General features: G+C 62.2%; 16 protein-coding genes and 1 pseudogene. 9 read left to right on the top strand and 8 right to left on the bottom strand.

Annotated elements, in window-relative coordinates:
- Positions 1-57: 57 nt before the first annotated feature.
- A complete protein-coding gene (gene aroC / locus P2T68_RS26065; protein WP_024076627.1) occupies positions 58-1,149 on the bottom strand; it encodes a chorismate synthase in 1,092 nt (363 codons plus the stop codon).
- A gap of 142 nt (positions 1,150-1,291) precedes the next feature.
- Here aroC and P2T68_RS26070 point away from each other — a divergent pair, with 142 nt between their 5' ends.
- Both P2T68_RS26070 and P2T68_RS26075 read left to right on the top strand, forming a co-directional pair.
- Positions 1,292-2,254, top strand: coding sequence for an alpha/beta fold hydrolase (locus P2T68_RS26070; protein ID WP_024076628.1), 963 nt, complete (start codon positions 1,292-1,294; stop codon positions 2,252-2,254).
- Between the two features lie 99 nt (positions 2,255-2,353).
- Positions 2,354-3,160, top strand: a complete 807-nt coding sequence (locus tag P2T68_RS26075; RefSeq protein ID WP_024076629.1) for a hypothetical protein — start codon at positions 2,354-2,356, stop codon at positions 3,158-3,160.
- A 341-nt stretch (positions 3,161-3,501) separates the two neighbouring features.
- Here P2T68_RS26075 and prmB read toward each other — a convergent pair whose 3' ends face one another.
- Positions 3,502-4,410 carry a 50S ribosomal protein L3 N(5)-glutamine methyltransferase gene (prmB, locus tag P2T68_RS26080; RefSeq protein ID WP_024076630.1) on the bottom strand — a complete coding sequence of 303 codons (909 nt, stop codon included), beginning with the start codon at positions 4,408-4,410 and terminating at the stop codon, positions 3,502-3,504.
- Positions 4,411-4,649: 239 nt separating this feature from the next.
- Between prmB and P2T68_RS26085 the strand changes: the two genes are divergently transcribed.
- The 5 genes from P2T68_RS26085 to P2T68_RS26105 all read left to right on the top strand — a co-directional run bounded on the left by P2T68_RS26085 (position 4,650) and on the right by P2T68_RS26105 (position 7,432).
- Positions 4,650-5,240 carry a cysteine hydrolase family protein gene (locus P2T68_RS26085; protein WP_024076631.1) on the top strand — a complete coding sequence of 197 codons (591 nt, stop codon included), beginning with the start codon at positions 4,650-4,652 and terminating at the stop codon, positions 5,238-5,240.
- A gap of 140 nt (positions 5,241-5,380) precedes the next feature.
- Positions 5,381-5,701, top strand: a complete 321-nt coding sequence (locus P2T68_RS26090) for a hypothetical protein (RefSeq protein ID WP_102625225.1) — start codon at positions 5,381-5,383, stop codon at positions 5,699-5,701.
- A 75-nt stretch (positions 5,702-5,776) separates the two neighbouring features.
- Positions 5,777-6,334: a Smr/MutS family protein gene (locus P2T68_RS26095; protein WP_003192796.1), complete on the top strand. Its 558-nt coding sequence runs from the start codon at positions 5,777-5,779 to the stop codon at positions 6,332-6,334.
- Positions 6,335-6,412: 78 nt separating this feature from the next.
- A complete protein-coding gene (folE, locus tag P2T68_RS26100; RefSeq protein WP_024076633.1) occupies positions 6,413-6,958 on the top strand; it encodes a GTP cyclohydrolase I FolE in 546 nt (181 codons plus the stop codon).
- 102 nt (positions 6,959-7,060) lie between these two features.
- A complete protein-coding gene (locus tag P2T68_RS26105; protein ID WP_024076634.1) occupies positions 7,061-7,432 on the top strand; it encodes a glutathione S-transferase N-terminal domain-containing protein in 372 nt (123 codons plus the stop codon).
- Between the two features lie 16 nt (positions 7,433-7,448).
- On the opposite strand, the pseudogene P2T68_RS26110 reads toward P2T68_RS26105, so the two are convergent.
- The 4 genes and pseudogenes from P2T68_RS26110 to P2T68_RS26125 all read right to left on the bottom strand — a co-directional run.
- A pseudogene (locus P2T68_RS26110) lies at positions 7,449-7,523 on the bottom strand (outer membrane lipoprotein carrier protein LolA); the annotation flags it as partial.
- A gap of 20 nt (positions 7,524-7,543) precedes the next feature.
- Positions 7,544-7,855, bottom strand: coding sequence for a hypothetical protein (locus tag P2T68_RS26115; protein ID WP_069076716.1), 312 nt, complete (start codon positions 7,853-7,855; stop codon positions 7,544-7,546).
- Entirely contained in the window at positions 7,852-9,177 is a 1,326-nt protein-coding gene (locus P2T68_RS26120) for an acyclic terpene utilization AtuA family protein (RefSeq protein ID WP_277378479.1), read from the bottom strand. Before P2T68_RS26120 ends, P2T68_RS26115 begins: the two co-directional genes overlap by 4 nt.
- 1 nt (position 9,178) lies before the next feature.
- The gene (locus tag P2T68_RS26125) at positions 9,179-10,471 is read right to left on the bottom strand and encodes a citrate:proton symporter (RefSeq protein ID WP_024076637.1); all 1,293 of its coding nucleotides are present in this window, start codon (positions 10,469-10,471) and stop codon (positions 9,179-9,181) included.
- A 111-nt stretch (positions 10,472-10,582) separates the two neighbouring features.
- On the opposite strand from P2T68_RS26125, the gene P2T68_RS26130 reads away from it, so the two are divergent.
- On the top strand, positions 10,583-11,485 hold the full coding sequence (locus P2T68_RS26130; protein ID WP_024076638.1) for a LysR family transcriptional regulator: 903 nt from the start codon (positions 10,583-10,585) through the stop codon (positions 11,483-11,485).
- 9 nt (positions 11,486-11,494) lie between these two features.
- Here the strand turns inward: P2T68_RS26130 and P2T68_RS26135 are convergent, their stop codons facing one another.
- The gene (locus P2T68_RS26135; protein WP_024076639.1) at positions 11,495-12,097 is read right to left on the bottom strand and encodes a glutathione S-transferase family protein; all 603 of its coding nucleotides are present in this window, start codon (positions 12,095-12,097) and stop codon (positions 11,495-11,497) included.
- 10 nt (positions 12,098-12,107) lie between these two features.
- Positions 12,108-13,274, bottom strand: a complete 1,167-nt coding sequence (locus tag P2T68_RS26140) for a PLP-dependent aminotransferase family protein (RefSeq protein ID WP_277378481.1) — start codon at positions 13,272-13,274, stop codon at positions 12,108-12,110.
- 81 nt (positions 13,275-13,355) lie between these two features.
- On the opposite strand from P2T68_RS26140, the gene P2T68_RS26145 reads away from it, so the two are divergent.
- Complete coding sequence (locus P2T68_RS26145; protein ID WP_277378482.1) at positions 13,356-13,790, top strand: MarR family transcriptional regulator; 435 nt, start codon at positions 13,356-13,358, stop codon at positions 13,788-13,790.
- Positions 13,791-13,839: the final 49 nt, after the last annotated feature.

A 13,839-nucleotide genomic window follows, 5' to 3' on the forward strand; every position in this document is an offset into this window, starting at 1 on the left:
CCGCAAGGGGCTGCTTCACAGCCCCGCGCGAGCCACATCGCTCGCCACCACAATCCGTCACAGTTGGCCCAGTACCGGGGTACTCACGCGTACATCGGCATTTTGCCCACGGTTGCGCAGCAGGTGGTCCATCAACACGATCGCCATCATCGCTTCGGCAATCGGTGTGGCACGGATGCCGACGCACGGGTCATGGCGGCCCTTGGTGATGACGTCCACCGGATTGCCGTGCACATCGATCGAACGCCCCGGGGTGGTGATGCTCGATGTGGCCTTGAGGGCCAGGTGCGCAATGATCGGCTGCCCGGAGGAAATACCGCCGAGGATGCCGCCCGCGTTATTGCTGAGGAAACCTTGTGGGGTCAGTTCGTCGCGATGTTCGGTGCCGCGCTGGGCGACACATGCGAAGCCCGCGCCGATTTCCACGCCTTTCACCGCGTTGATGCTCATCAGCGCGTGGGCCAGTTCGGCGTCCAGGCGGTCGAAGATCGGCTCGCCCAGGCCCGGCTTGACGCCTTCGGCGACCACGGTGATCTTGGCGCCCACGGAGTCCTGGTCGCGGCGCAACTGGTCCATGTAGGCTTCCAGTTCCGGCACTTTGTCCGGGTCGGGGCAGAAGAAGGCGTTGTCTTCCACGCTGTCCCAGGTCTTGAACGGGATTTCGATCGGGCCCAACTGGCTCATATAGCCACGGATGACGATACCCTGGGTGGCCAGGTACTTCTTGGCAATCGCACCGGCCGCCACGCGCATTGCGGTCTCACGGGCCGAGCTGCGGCCGCCGCCACGGTAGTCGCGTTCGCCGTATTTGTGATGGTAGGTGTAGTCGGCATGAGCCGGGCGGAACAGGTCCTTGATCGCCGAGTAGTCCTTGGACTTCTGGTCGGTGTTGCGGATCAGCAGGCCGATGGCACAGCCAGTGGTGCGGCCTTCGAACACGCCAGAGAGGATTTCGACCTGGTCAGGCTCCTGACGCTGGGTGGTGTGGCGGCTGGTGCCGGGCTTGCGGCGGTCGAGGTCGCGCTGCAGGTCTTCCAGGGACAGCTCGAGGCCGGGCGGGCAGCCGTCGACAATGGCGACCAACGCCGGGCCATGGCTTTCGCCTGCGGTGGTGACAGTGAACAGCTTGCCGAAGGTATTGCCGGACATGCAGGGCGCTCCGTGAAATCAGTTGTAATCACTCAGAGGTGATAACCAAGCGCGCCAGTATACGCGGGCCAACCGACTAGTTCATCCTCGAAACCTTACCGGTAGACGTTGGTCGAACCGGCACCTTCCTGATGATGGCGTGATGATGCTTCGAGTTTTGCTACTGACCCTGACCCTGTTTACTGGCGTGGCCTGTGCCGCGTCCCCCGTGGTGTTGCAACGGCCCATCAGCCTCGACACCGGCAGCGGCGAGCTGTTTGGCTCGCTGCTGCTGCCCCAGTCCGACAAACCGGTGCCGGTGGTGCTGATCATTGCCGGCTCCGGCCCCACCGACCGCAACGGCAACAGCGCCGACGGCGCGCGCAACGACAGCCTCAAGCGCCTGGCCTGGGTACTGGCCCGGCATAACATCGCCAGCGTGCGCTACGACAAGCGCGGCGTTGCCGCCAGCCTGGCCGCCACGCCCGATGAGCGCAACCTGACCCTGGACGCCTACGTGGCCGACGCCGTGGCCTGGGGCAAGCTGCTCAAGGCCGACAAGCGCATGGGCCCGCTGATTGTGCTGGGCCATAGCGAAGGTGCGCTGGTGGCCGCCCTGGCCGCGCCGCAACTCGATCCGGCGGGGGTGGTCTCCTTGTCCGGCAGCGCCCGTCCGGTGGACCAGGTGATACGCCAACAGTTGGCTGACCACCTGCCCCCTGCCCTGCTGCTGCGCAGTAATGAAATCCTTGACCACCTCAAGGCCGGCCAGGTGGACCCCGATGTGCCGGCCCCTCTGGAAGGGATTTTCCGACCCAGCGTTCAGCCCTATCTGATCAGCCTGTTTCGTGCCGACCCCTCGGCAGCTTTTGCCAAGCTACGCATGCCGGCGCTGATCATCCAGGGCACCCACGATATCCAGGTGGGGGTGGGCGATGCGCAGCAATTGAAGAACGCCAAGCCCGACGCCGAATTGACGATAATCGAGGGCATGAACCACGTGATGCGCATCGTGCCCAACGACGTGAAGCAGCAACTGGCCTCCTATAACAACCCTCAATTGCCCCTGGCCGCCGAGCTGGGCACACGCCTGGTGCGCTTTATCGACGGACTTCAACCCCGTTGACCGACTAATTGCCTCCAGTACTGGGAAAAGCGGCCGATAAGCCCAGGGTCGACAGCAAAAAGCCTGTCGACTGGCTGGGCTTGGACAGGATCGCGCCGCATGACTATCACCGAAGCAACACCAGAACCTACCGCTGAAACCGCCACGGAAAAAACCGAGGTCGTCGACGCGGCGCCCCTGCCGTGGGCAGACGTGCAGGCGGAACATTTCAAGATGCTGCGCCTGGCGCCCCTGGCCACTGACCGCGCCACGGGGGTGAGGCCTTTGCGTTTCGTGCAGTTCGGTTACGCCGAACGCAACGACAAACACCACAGCCTGCTGCGCATGGTCATCCAGTTACCGGGCCAACGGGTGCGCCGCGAGCAGAATCACCTGGACATCTGGGTCGATCACGACAAGCACCGCGTGCACTTCGGCCCAGGCAACAGCCTGGAAATCGAACCGGCCAACCGTGGCATCGGCCGATTCCTGGTCGCCCAAGGCGCCGCCTGGGCGAAGAAGAAGTGGGCCCACTACCGCGTTGACGGCGTAGACCTGGCCAACAAGGACGCGCTCAATGAAGCCACGCGCCTGCGTCGCGATCACTTCCTGCGTGTCCAAGGCTTTGACGTGGCCTACGCCGATGTGCAGCATTTGAAAGGCAACGTGCAGCCCGGCAAGGTCGGCGATGTGCTGGACAGCTGGAACACCGAGAAGGTGCAGTTCGTGGAGATCCTCGAAGCCGCGCAAATGCTGCAACAGGCCGAACAGAACCTGGCGGAGCAGGAAGTGAAGCTGCGCAAGGAAGAGGAAAAAGTCACCAAGTTCAAGCGTGAGGACAGCGGGCTACGGTTTACCATCACCTGCCTGGTAGCGTTCACCGTGTTTCAGGCGGGATTGTTGATCTGGATCGCTACGCACCGGTAAATCGCGAGTGACCGGGTTGCACGGGATACACAGGTGGAAGGTGCGCCAACTATCCGACTGGGCGCCGTGGCGCAGCAAACCGGAACCCTGTGGCGAGCGGGCTAGCCATAATGCCGTTCAGTTAAGGCTTTTTTGTAGGAGCGAGGGGGACGCCTAGTTCTTGCTCGCGAAGAACTCACAGGCGCCGCGTTCACTCAGGAAACACGCGTTATCGTTGACGTTTTTCGCGAGCAAGAACTAGGCGTCCCCCTCGCTCCTACAGAAGGCGATGTACGCTTAACTGAACGGCATTAGGGCTTGCCACAACAACCCGCTTGCCACGACAGCCGGTTCTTCTTCAGTTAGATCCTGGCGGCGAAGATTGCCTGATGCGCCCGGCACTGTTCAGCCGTCAACATGAACACGCCATGCCCACCGCGCTGGAACTCCAGCCAGGCAAAATCGACTTCCGGGTACAGCGCCTCGACGTGGACCTGGCTGTTGCCCACCTCGACAATCAGCAAGCCCTTCTCGGTCAGGTGATCGGCCGCTTCGGCGAGCATGCGCCGCACCAGGTTCAGGCCATCGTCGCCGCACGCCAGGCCCAGCTCTGGCTCATGCTGGTATTCGTCCGGCATGTCGGCAAAATCCTCGGCATCCACATACGGCGGGTTGGACACGATCAGGTCAAAGCGCTGGCCCGGCAAGCCATCAAAGCCGTCCCCCTGCACGGTGTACACGCGTTCATCGACGCCATGGCGCTCGATATTCTGGTTGGCCACTTCCAGCGCTTCGAAGGACAGGTCGCCCAACACCACTTCGGCGTCCGGGAACTCATAGGCACACGCGATGCCAATGCAACCGGAACCCGTGCACAGGTCGAGAATGCGCGCCGGTGGCTGGGCCAGCCAGGGCTCGAAGCGGTTTTCGATCAGTTCGCCGATCGGTGAGCGTGGGATCAGCACACGCTCATCGACAATGAACGACATGCCGCAAAACCAGGCTTCCTTCAACAGATAGGCGGTGGGTACCCGCTCGTGGATACGGCGATGCAGCAAACGCTGCACATGGGAGATTTCCTCTTCTTCCAGGTTGCAGTCCAGGTAGCTGTCGGCGATTTCCCACGGCAAGTGCAAGGCGCCGAGCACCAATTGCCGGGCTTCGTCCCAGGCATTGTCGGTACCGTGGCCAAAAAACAGGTCTTCCCCATGGAAACGGCTGACAGCCCAACGGATATGGTCGCGCAAGGTGCGCAGGCGAGAAGTGATCACGGGGGCAAGCTCCTGGAAAAAACGACTGGCGATTCTAACAGCCTTCGCCCGTAGCGACGATGTACGTAACGCCCTCGCCGTACGTCGGATTTCATCCAGTTTGCCATCATTGGCTGGAACAAGCCGGCCTCTTGACATGGCTGCACGCCAGCAACGGCGTACCTTATGATCGTAGCGATTCACAGAACCGCTCAGCCAGTGGACAATGTCACAAAAGCCCCACTCACAGGAGCCCCAGAATGTCCGTTCCAAAGACGATGTTTCAACTCAGCGGTCGTGGTTATGCAGCTGCCAATCTCAGCCATGCGACCCTTGTGATCATCGATGCCCAGAAGGAATACCTCAGCGGCCCGCTCGCCCTCACGGGCATGGACGCGGCGGTCGCCAATATCAAGCAATTGGTCGCAGCCGCGCGCAGCGCCGGGCGCCCGATCGTGCATGTGCGCCACCTGGGCACCGTGGGCGGCCTGTTCGACCCGCAGGGCGAGCGTGGCGAATTCATCCCTGGCCTGGAACCGGCCGGCGACGAAACCATCATCGGCAAGCTGCTGCCCAGCGCTTTCCACGGCACCGGCCTGGAAAAACACCTGCAGGACCTGGGTTCGCTGGACCTGATCGTCTGCGGTTTCATGAGCCACTCCAGCGTCAGCACCACCGTGCGCGCCGCCAAGAACCTGGGCTTTCGCTGCACCCTGGTGGAGGACGCCTGTGCCACCCGCGACCTGCCTTACAAGGGCGGCGTCCTCACTGCCGAACACGTGCAGCAAACCGAAATGGCCATCATGGCCGACAACTTCGCCACCCTTGCCTTGACCAAAGACCTGATCTGACAGCCGCGCGATGAGCGGAGCGGCCGCGTGCGGGCCCCGCTCATCTGCAAATGCCTGTCATTTGCTGCAATTGCCTCTGGCACAGGAACAACCTGTGTATCTTCCGGTCGAAGGGCCGATACCCTGGAGGAAAGGTCGGAATGAAGATATCCGATGGTTTTGATGCTCGTCGCTTGCGCCCCAAGGGCCCGAGCAACTGGCGCCTGCGCCTGGTGGCCGGCATTGCCGCGCTGCTGGCGGTTGTAGGTGTGCTGCTGGCGGTGGCCGGTGGCGCAGGCTTGTCGGGGCACTCCCCGGCACTGGGCGAATTGAATGCCAGCCCTGGCGGCTCGGCGATCCTGGTGGTGGTCGGCCTGTTGGTGCTGTGGTTCGGCGTGTGGTTGTGGCGGCGCAGCCGGCGGCGGATGCGCCAGCCGTTGTCACTGAACATCGCCTCGCACCTGATGAAAAAACACGACTGATGGCGCTTGGATAGCGTTTCCTGCGCCCTGGCCGCCGCGATTTAGGTAAACTGCCCGCCCTTCGCGGAGGCTGACATGCAAGACGACGATTTTTCCCTGTTCAAGAACGAGCTGCGCGGCGTCAAGCCGATCAAGCACGACCGCGCCGACACCGGCAAGCCCAAGACTGACCGGGCGCAGATCGCCAAGTTGCGCCAGGCTGCGACCGTGCGCACGGATGCCACCACCGTAGACGGCCTGTCGGACCAGTTCGTGATCGACGTCGGCCCCGAAGACGAACTGATGTGGGCCCGCGACGGTGTGCAGGAAAGCCAGATGCGCAAGCTCAAGGCAGGCCAGATCCCGTTCGAAGGCAGCCTCGACCTGCATGGCATGACCGTGGAAAAAGCCCGGGAAACCCTCTGGGCCTTCCTGGCCGAAGCCACCAAATTCGAAATCCGCTGCGTGCGCGTCACCCACGGCAAGGCCGTGCGCCTGGACGGCAAGCGGCCAATGATCAAGAGCCATGTCAACACCTGGCTGCGCCAGCATGCCCAGGTGCTCGGCTTTACCTCCTGCCAGGCCCGTCATGGTGGCGCCGGCGCGGTGTACGTGATGCTCAAGCGCACCATGATGGAAGGGCGCGACGAGTAACAAGTGCCATCGTCAGGCTTGCAGCCATGTGTCGGCCACCGTAACCTTGCGCTTTGCGAAAATCCAACAGGTAGTTTCATGTCCCTGGAACAGAATTACACCGAGATCCTCGGCCAACTTGGCGAGGACGTCTCCCGCGAGGGCCTGCTCGACACGCCAAAGCGTGCCGCCAAGGCGATGCAGTACCTTTGCCGCGGCTATGAACAGACACTTGAAGAAGTCACCAATGGTGCCTTGTTCAGCTCCGACAACAGCGAAATGGTGCTGGTCAAGGACATCGAGTTGTACTCGCTGTGCGAACACCACCTGCTGCCGTTTATCGGCAAGGCTCACGTCGCCTACATCCCAAGCGGCAAGGTGCTGGGCCTGTCCAAGGTCGCGCGGATCGTCGACATGTATGCGCGCCGCCTGCAGATCCAGGAAAACCTCAGCCGCCAGATCGCCGATGCTGTCCAGCAGGTCACCGGCGCCCTGGGCGTGGCGGTGGTGATCGAAGCCAAGCACATGTGCATGATGATGCGCGGTGTGGAAAAACAGAATTCGTCGATGATCACCTCGGTGATGCTGGGTGAGTTCCGCGAAAACGCGGCGACCCGTAGCGAATTCCTCAGCCTGATCAAGTAACAGGCTGCGTAGGAAAAGGCCGGCGTCCATCGCCGGTTTTTTTTCGCCCGCAAAATTCAGGTAAGCTGCGGCCCCTTCTGTCATGGGCAAGAGGTTTCAGCCATGTTCGTCAAAGCACTTCGAGTGGGCCTCGGCCACGTCATCATCGCGGGCGACTTCATTACCCGCCCACGCAAAAAGCAGCGCCCCGCCGAGCAGCAGGCACAGGTGAACGCGGCGGCCAAGGGCCTGAGCCTGTACCAGTTCCACGCCTGCCCGTTCTGCGTGAAGACCCGTCGTACCCTGCATCGCCTGAATGTTCCGGTGGCGTTGAAGGATGCAAAGAACAACGAGCAAGATCGCCAGACCCTGCTGGAGCAAGGCGGCAAGATCAAGGTGCCGTGCCTGCGCATCGAAGAGAATGGCCAGACCACGTGGATGTACGATTCCAAGGTGATCATCGATTACCTGGACAAGCGCTTCGCTGCGCTCTGACAGACGCCGTCTCCTCTGTAGGAGCGAGCTTGCTCGCGAAAAACCTGAGGACGCCGCGGGGTGTCAGGTTCCCCTCGTTATCGTTGACGATTTTCGCGAGCTAGCTCGCTCCTACAGGATTTCCATGTCCAGTAATGCGGAGCCCAGGCATTTTCCGTGGGCATCCAGCGCCAGCGAGCGTGTCACGCCGCCGCGCAGGATCCCCGGCAGCACGAAGTTCAGCGCCTGCACGTTGGGCAACTCATAACGCCGTATCGGCGCAGCACCCGGTTCCAGAAGGCCCGCAAAAAATTCGCTCACGCGCTCGGCCGTGAGCTGTTCGCAAAGCAAGGGATAGTCCTCGGCGCGATAGGCAATGATCGAAATATTCGAGGTGTCGCCCTTATCCCCGGTGCGGGAATGGGCCAGGGTGTGCAGCTTCATGCTTCGATCCTCGGGTTGACCGCGTTACGCGGCAGCAGCAACGACGCCACCGCCACCACCTGCCGCACACTCTTGCTGGCGCCGCCACCGCCAGACGGGCCGTTGGTGTAGAGGGTTTCCACTTCATTGCCGACACGTACCGCCTCGCTGCGCTCTTCACAGCGCGCAGCCACGCGCAGACGCACTTCCCAAGGCTCGACACTGCCGCGTGGGCCATGCAATGAGTCCAAGCCGATCAACTCGGCGCGCACCTCCTGCATCTTCACCCCCATCAACTCCAGGCGCTTGAGCACAACATCTCGCGCCAGTTGCGCCCGTGCGACCGCACCCGGGCCACCGTAGGACATCTGCCCCTCGCCGATCCAACCGTCCAGGTAACCCACGCTGACCTTCAACTGTTCCGGCCGTGCTCGACCATTGGCGCCCTGGGCCCGCACCCGGTCAGTAGCGTCGTCGATAAAGGTCACCTGGGAAAAGTCGGCGGTGACATCAGGGGTCAGGTACGCCGCAGGGTCATGCACTTCATAGATCAATTGCTCGGTACAGGTCGCTCGACTGACCCGTCCACCGGAACCTGCGACCTTGGTAATCACCGCATCACCGTCGGCATTGATCTCGGCCAACGGAAACCCCAGGCGCGCCAGGTCATTCACGTCCTTGAAGCCGGGATCGGCGAAATACCCACCGCTGACCTGCCCCGCGCATTCGAGCAAATGCCCCACCAGTGTGCCGCGCCCCAGACGCGGCCAATCGTCCATCGCCCAGCCAAACTCAAACATCTGCGGCGCCAGGAACAGCGACGGATCGGCCACGCGCCCGGTGATCACCACATCAGCCTCGGCACCCAGGGCCTCGAGAATGCCGTCGACGCCCAGGTAGGCGTTCGCAGAAATCAACCGCGCGCCCAGTGAGCCCAAGGTCTGGCCGTTATCCAGCACCTGCTCGGGACGCAGGATGTCGAGCACATCGTCACCCAGCACCGCCACCACCTTGAGGCCCAGGCCCAACTCATTGGCGATGCGGCGCACTTCAATAGCCGCCGCCACCGGATTGGCCGCGCCCATATTGGTGATCACTCGCAAACGTCGGCGCCCATCGCGGCGGCCGACAAACGGCAGCACGCGGCGCATGCGCTCGCTCAGCAGCGGGTCATACCCGCCCTGCGGATCGCTGATGCGCGCCTGTTGCGCCAGGGCGATGGTGCGTTCGGCCAGGCATTCGAAGACCAGGTAATCCAGGTCGCCGTGTTCGGCCAGTTCTACGGCAGGTTCGATGCGGTCGCCGGAATAGCCGGCACCGGAACCGATGCGCAAGGTGTTCATCTCAAATCACTCCCAGGAGCAACGCCGTCAGGGTCATCAACACCGACGCGGCAAACAGAAAAGGGATGGTAAAGCGCTGGTGATCGGCCAATTCGATCTTGCACAGGCCCACCAACAGGAATGTCGCGGGGGTCAGCGGGCTGACCGGGAAGCCGGTGGTGTGTACGCCGAGCAGCGAGGCCTGGGCCACTTGCAGCGGGTCGACGCCCAGGGCCTTGCCGACTTCGGCGATCACCGGCATGACGCCGAAATAGTAGGAATCGGGGTCGAACAGCATGCTCAGGGGCATGGAAATGAAGCCCACCACCGCGGGGATCAGCTTGCCGTGGCCCGCTGGAATCTGCGCGACCGCCACTTCGGCAATGGCCTTGAGCATGCCGGTGCCCTGCATGATGCCGGTGAACACCCCGGCAGCGAGCAGGATACTGGCCATGGTCAGGGCGGTTTTGGCGTGGGCATCGATGCGCGCACGCTGGGCGTCGACATTCGGGTAATTGATGCACAGCGCGACCACAGTGCCGAGCATGAACATCACCACGGGATCGACCCAACCGGCAATCATCACCACCATCACCAGCACCGTCAGGATCAGGTTGACCCAGAACAGGCGTGGGCGGCGCAGCCGGATGTCATCATCGCTGAGCACCCGTTGCGGCACGGCATCCACTGTGGAACCGGCGCCCAGGCCCAGGCGTTTTTCCTCGCGACGACCAAGCCACCAGGCGCAGGCGAAAACGAAGATCAGGCCGACGATCTGCACCGGGATCAGCGGCTGGAACAAGTCCGCCACTGGCACGTGCAAGGCTGCCGACGAGCGCAACACCGGGCCGGTCCAAGGCAGGAAGTTGACCCCGGCGGCCATCGCGCAGACACAGGCAAGGATGCGCTTGTCGATGCCCAGCCGTGTATACAGCGGCAGCATCGCCGGCACCGTCACCAGAAAGGTCACCGCGCCGGAACCGTCCAGGTGGACCAGCAAGGCCAGGGTCGCGGTACCCACCACAATTCGTGTAGGACGCGTCCCTACCGTACGCAGGATGCGATCAATGATGGGATCAAGCATGCCGGCATCGGTCATGATCCCGAAAAACAGGATCGCGAACACAAACATACCCACCACGGGGGCGACGTTCTTGATACCGGTAATGATGAAAGCGCTGGTCTGCAGGCCGAAACCGCCGAGCAGCGCGGCGATGATCGGCAAGGCAATCAGGGCCACCAGCGGCGAAAGGCGTTTGCTCATGACGGCAGCGAGCAGGCACAGGATGGTGATGACACCCAGGGTAGCGAGCATGGGTTACTCCAGAGCGGCCTTGGTGGCCGGTTATTGTTTTCCCTGGAGTATTGGAAGCGGGTTAGTCTTTGTAAATTGGAATATTCAGCCCCGTATGTTCGGAAAAACAAAATGAAGAACTCAATCCAGCATATTCAAGCGTTTCTCGCGGTGGCCCGTACCGGAAGTTTCACCAAGGCCGCCAATGAACTGCACCTGTCTCCTTCGGCACTGACAGTCCAGGTGCAACAACTGGAGGACTGGCTCGGCGTCACCCTGCTGGACCGTAGCCCGCGCCATGTGAGCATCACCGCCGCCGGCCAGGAAGCCCGTGGGCCGATGGAAAAGCTGCTGCTGGACCTGGACAACATCGTCACTGGCTCCCGCGACCTGGCCGCCCTGCGCCGGGGCGTGGTCACCATCGCCGCCCTGCCCTCGGTCTGCGCAGGCGCCCTGCCCCCGGCGTTGCGCCTGTTTCGCGAGCGTTTTGCCGGGATCGAAGTGCGCTTGCAGGACCTGGTGGCCCACCGCATTCACGCCCAGGTGCGCGCAGGCGAGGTGGATTTTGGTATCGGCGTACGCGCGCGGTTGAGCCATGGCCTGGAATTCGTACCGGTGCTTAATGATCGTTTGTGCGCGTTCGTACCACTGGATCACCCCCTCGCCCACCATCGCCAGCTGACGCTGCAACAACTGGCCGACCAGCCGATCATCCTCACCGGCCGCGACAGCAGCGTGCGTGAGCAAGTGGATGGGCTGTTCGATGAGATGCGGCTGACGATGCACGCCGGCATGGAAGCCAACTACATGTCGACGGTGTTGGCGCTGGTGCGCCAGGGCCTGGGAATCAGTGTGCTGCCGGAGTCGGCGGCGGACAGCCTGGAGGGGTTGAAACGTATCCACATCGATCATCCCGGCGTGAACCGGGAGATCGGGTTGATCAGTCGTAGCGGGATGGGGCTGAGCCCGGCGGCACAACGTTGTTTCGACCTGCTGAATGAGGAACTGTCCGACACACCCTCCCAGAGTTTTTGACCGCGTCAGTCAGTCGAGCATCGCGATATGTCTGGGATGGCTGGCCACACGCTCCAACCAAGCCCGCACGGCCGGGTACGGCGCCAGATCAAAACCGCCTTCCTCGGCCACATGGGTGTAGGCATACAACGCCACGTCGGCAATGGAGAACTGGTCGCCGACCAGGTAGGGCGTGAGTTGCAACTGGCGCTCCATGACCTTGAGCGCCTTGTAGCCACCCTTGTGCAGCTTCTTGTATTCCTCCTGGCGATCTTCCGGCAGCCCCAGGTAAAGCTGGATAAACCGCGCCACCGCAATGTACGGCTCATGGCTGTACTGTTCGAAGAACTGCCATTGCAGCACTTGCGTGCGCAGGCGCGGCTCGGTGGGCAGGAACTGGCTGCCATCGGCCAGGAAGTTGAGGATCGCGTTGGATTCCCACAGGCAGGTGCCGTCTTCGAGTTCCAGCACCGGGATCTTGCCGTTGGGGTTCTTGGCCAGGAATTCCGGTGTCTCGGTGTCGCCGTTGAGGATGTCGACATCCACCCACTGGTACGGGATGCCCAACAGGTTGAGCATCAATTTGACCTTGTAGCAGTTGCCCGATTTGTAATCGCCATAAACCTTATACATGGGGCTCCCCTTATGCCGCTTGCGCGTGCTGTGCTTGACGGACCACTGCGGCCAGGCGCTTGAGACCTTCGTCCAGGCGGGACGGGTCGATATGGCTGAAATTGAGCCGCAGTGAACCCAGGTGCTGGTCCGGCTCGGAAAAGAACGGTTCACCGGGCATGAACGCGACGTCCTGATCGAGTGCAGGAGCCAACAAGGTGCGGGTATCGAGCGGCTGTTTCAAGGTCAGCCAGAAGAATAATCCGCCCTGGGGCACTTGCCAGTCGGCCAACTCGCTGAAGTGACGCGCCAATGCAGCCTGAAAAGCATCGCGTCGCTCGCGATAAAAACCGCGCAGCTCGACCAAGTGCTGTTGATAGTTGTCGGTACCCAACCACTGCATCGCTTGCCACTGGCCGACGCGGTTGGTGTGCAGGTCAGCCGATTGCTTGAGCTTGAGCAAATGCGGGAACAGGTCGGGGCTGGCGATCAGGTAGCCGACGCGCAGGCCGGGCAACAAGGTCTTGGACACCGTTCCAGTGTAGATCCAGCTGGCCTTTTTCAGGCGGCCGGCAATGGGCTGCGCGCTGCCGCCATCGAAGGTCAGCTCGCGGTAGGGTTCGTCCTCGATCAGGGTCACGCCGAACTCGTCGAGCAAAGCCGCGACAGCCTCGCGCTTGGCTTCGCTGTAGCGCACCGCCGACGGGTTCTGGAACGTCGGGATCAGGTAAATGAACGCCGGACGATGGCGTTCAAGGCTGGCACGCAGGGCGGCCAGGTTCGGGCCGTCGGTTTCCAGTTGCACGGTGAGGCATTCGGCGCCGAACAGTTGGAAGATCTGCAAGGCGGCCAGGTAGGTCGGGCCTTCCAGTAGGATCTGGGTGCCTTTATCGATATACAGCTTGGCCGCCAGGTCCAGGGCCTGCTGGGAGCCGCTGACCACCAGCACTTGGCTGGCCTGGCACGGCACGCCAAGGGCGCGGGCCTGGGCAGCGAGCAATTCACGCAGTTGCGGCTCGCCTTCGCTCATGCCGTACTGGCCGATATTCAGCGGCATGCCATCCCAGTTCAACGCCGGCAACATCGCTTCGGCGGGCAAGCCTCCGGCGAACGACATCACTTCCGGGCGCTGGGCCGCCGCGAGGATTTCACGAATCAAGGAGCTTTTGAGGCGCGTAACACGTTCAGAGAAGGCCATAAGGTCACCGCTAGCGAAGCCTGTGGGAAATACGTCAAACTAGTTGACCGAAATTACGACGACTTGAGTAGATACGTCAATATGCTTGACCTTAAAAACCAGAACAGTCAGCAAGCCGCCATGGAAGCGTTCTTCTTCGGCTACCAGGCGTTTACCGCCAAGGCCGACGAAATGCTCGAGCGCCGCGGCCTGAGCCGGGTGCACCAACGCATCGTGTTTTTTATCGCGCGCTACCCGGGCATGAGCGTGAAGGAACTCCTGGAATTGCTGGGCGTGAGCAAGCAGGCGCTGAACATGCCGTTGCGCCAATTGCAGGAAATGCACTTGGTGGACAGTGTCGCGTCCGAGGCCGACAAGCGTAAACGCTTGCTGGCGTTGACCGAGGACGGCCGGCGTTTCGAGCAGTCACTGCGCCGCGAACAGGTGAAATTGCTGCAGCGCGCCTTCGCCGAAGCAGGCGAAGAAGCGGTAACCGGCTGGTTGGCGGTGAACCAGGCCCTTGCAGGGCCGCCGTGATCGCCGTGGCAAGCGGAATTACTGTGGCGAGCCCGCTTGCCACAACCCC

The sequence above is a fragment of the Pseudomonas sp. G11 genome (assembly GCF_029457515.1).
GTDB classification, from domain to species: domain Bacteria; phylum Pseudomonadota; class Gammaproteobacteria; order Pseudomonadales; family Pseudomonadaceae; genus Aquipseudomonas; species Aquipseudomonas gorinensis.

What these genes read in the sequence shown, in the direction of transcription:
- P2T68_RS26135 (WP_024076639.1), bottom strand. Translation starts at nt 12,097, where the DNA reads ATGTATAAGGTTTATGGCGATTACAAATCGGGCAACTGCTACAAGGTC.
- aroC (WP_024076627.1), bottom strand. Translation starts at nt 1,149, where the DNA reads ATGTCCGGCAATACCTTCGGCAAGCTGTTCACTGTCACCACCGCAGGC.
- P2T68_RS26085 (WP_024076631.1), top strand. Translation starts at nt 4,650, where the DNA reads ATGTCCGTTCCAAAGACGATGTTTCAACTCAGCGGTCGTGGTTATGCA.
- P2T68_RS26090 (WP_102625225.1), top strand. Translation starts at nt 5,381, where the DNA reads ATGAAGATATCCGATGGTTTTGATGCTCGTCGCTTGCGCCCCAAGGGC.
- P2T68_RS26125 (WP_024076637.1), bottom strand. Translation starts at nt 10,471, where the DNA reads ATGCTCGCTACCCTGGGTGTCATCACCATCCTGTGCCTGCTCGCTGCC.
- P2T68_RS26120 (WP_277378479.1), bottom strand. Translation starts at nt 9,177, where the DNA reads ATGAACACCTTGCGCATCGGTTCCGGTGCCGGCTATTCCGGCGACCGC.
- P2T68_RS26070 (WP_024076628.1), top strand. Translation starts at nt 1,292, where the DNA reads ATGATGCTTCGAGTTTTGCTACTGACCCTGACCCTGTTTACTGGCGTG.
- P2T68_RS26145 (WP_277378482.1), top strand. Translation starts at nt 13,356, where the DNA reads ATGCTTGACCTTAAAAACCAGAACAGTCAGCAAGCCGCCATGGAAGCG.
- P2T68_RS26105 (WP_024076634.1), top strand. Translation starts at nt 7,061, where the DNA reads ATGTTCGTCAAAGCACTTCGAGTGGGCCTCGGCCACGTCATCATCGCG.
- P2T68_RS26095 (WP_003192796.1), top strand. Translation starts at nt 5,777, where the DNA reads ATGCAAGACGACGATTTTTCCCTGTTCAAGAACGAGCTGCGCGGCGTC.
- P2T68_RS26115 (WP_069076716.1), bottom strand. Translation starts at nt 7,855, where the DNA reads ATGAAGCTGCACACCCTGGCCCATTCCCGCACCGGGGATAAGGGCGAC.
- folE (WP_024076633.1), top strand. Translation starts at nt 6,413, where the DNA reads ATGTCCCTGGAACAGAATTACACCGAGATCCTCGGCCAACTTGGCGAG.
- P2T68_RS26130 (WP_024076638.1), top strand. Translation starts at nt 10,583, where the DNA reads ATGAAGAACTCAATCCAGCATATTCAAGCGTTTCTCGCGGTGGCCCGT.
- P2T68_RS26140 (WP_277378481.1), bottom strand. Translation starts at nt 13,274, where the DNA reads ATGGCCTTCTCTGAACGTGTTACGCGCCTCAAAAGCTCCTTGATTCGT.
- P2T68_RS26075 (WP_024076629.1), top strand. Translation starts at nt 2,354, where the DNA reads ATGACTATCACCGAAGCAACACCAGAACCTACCGCTGAAACCGCCACG.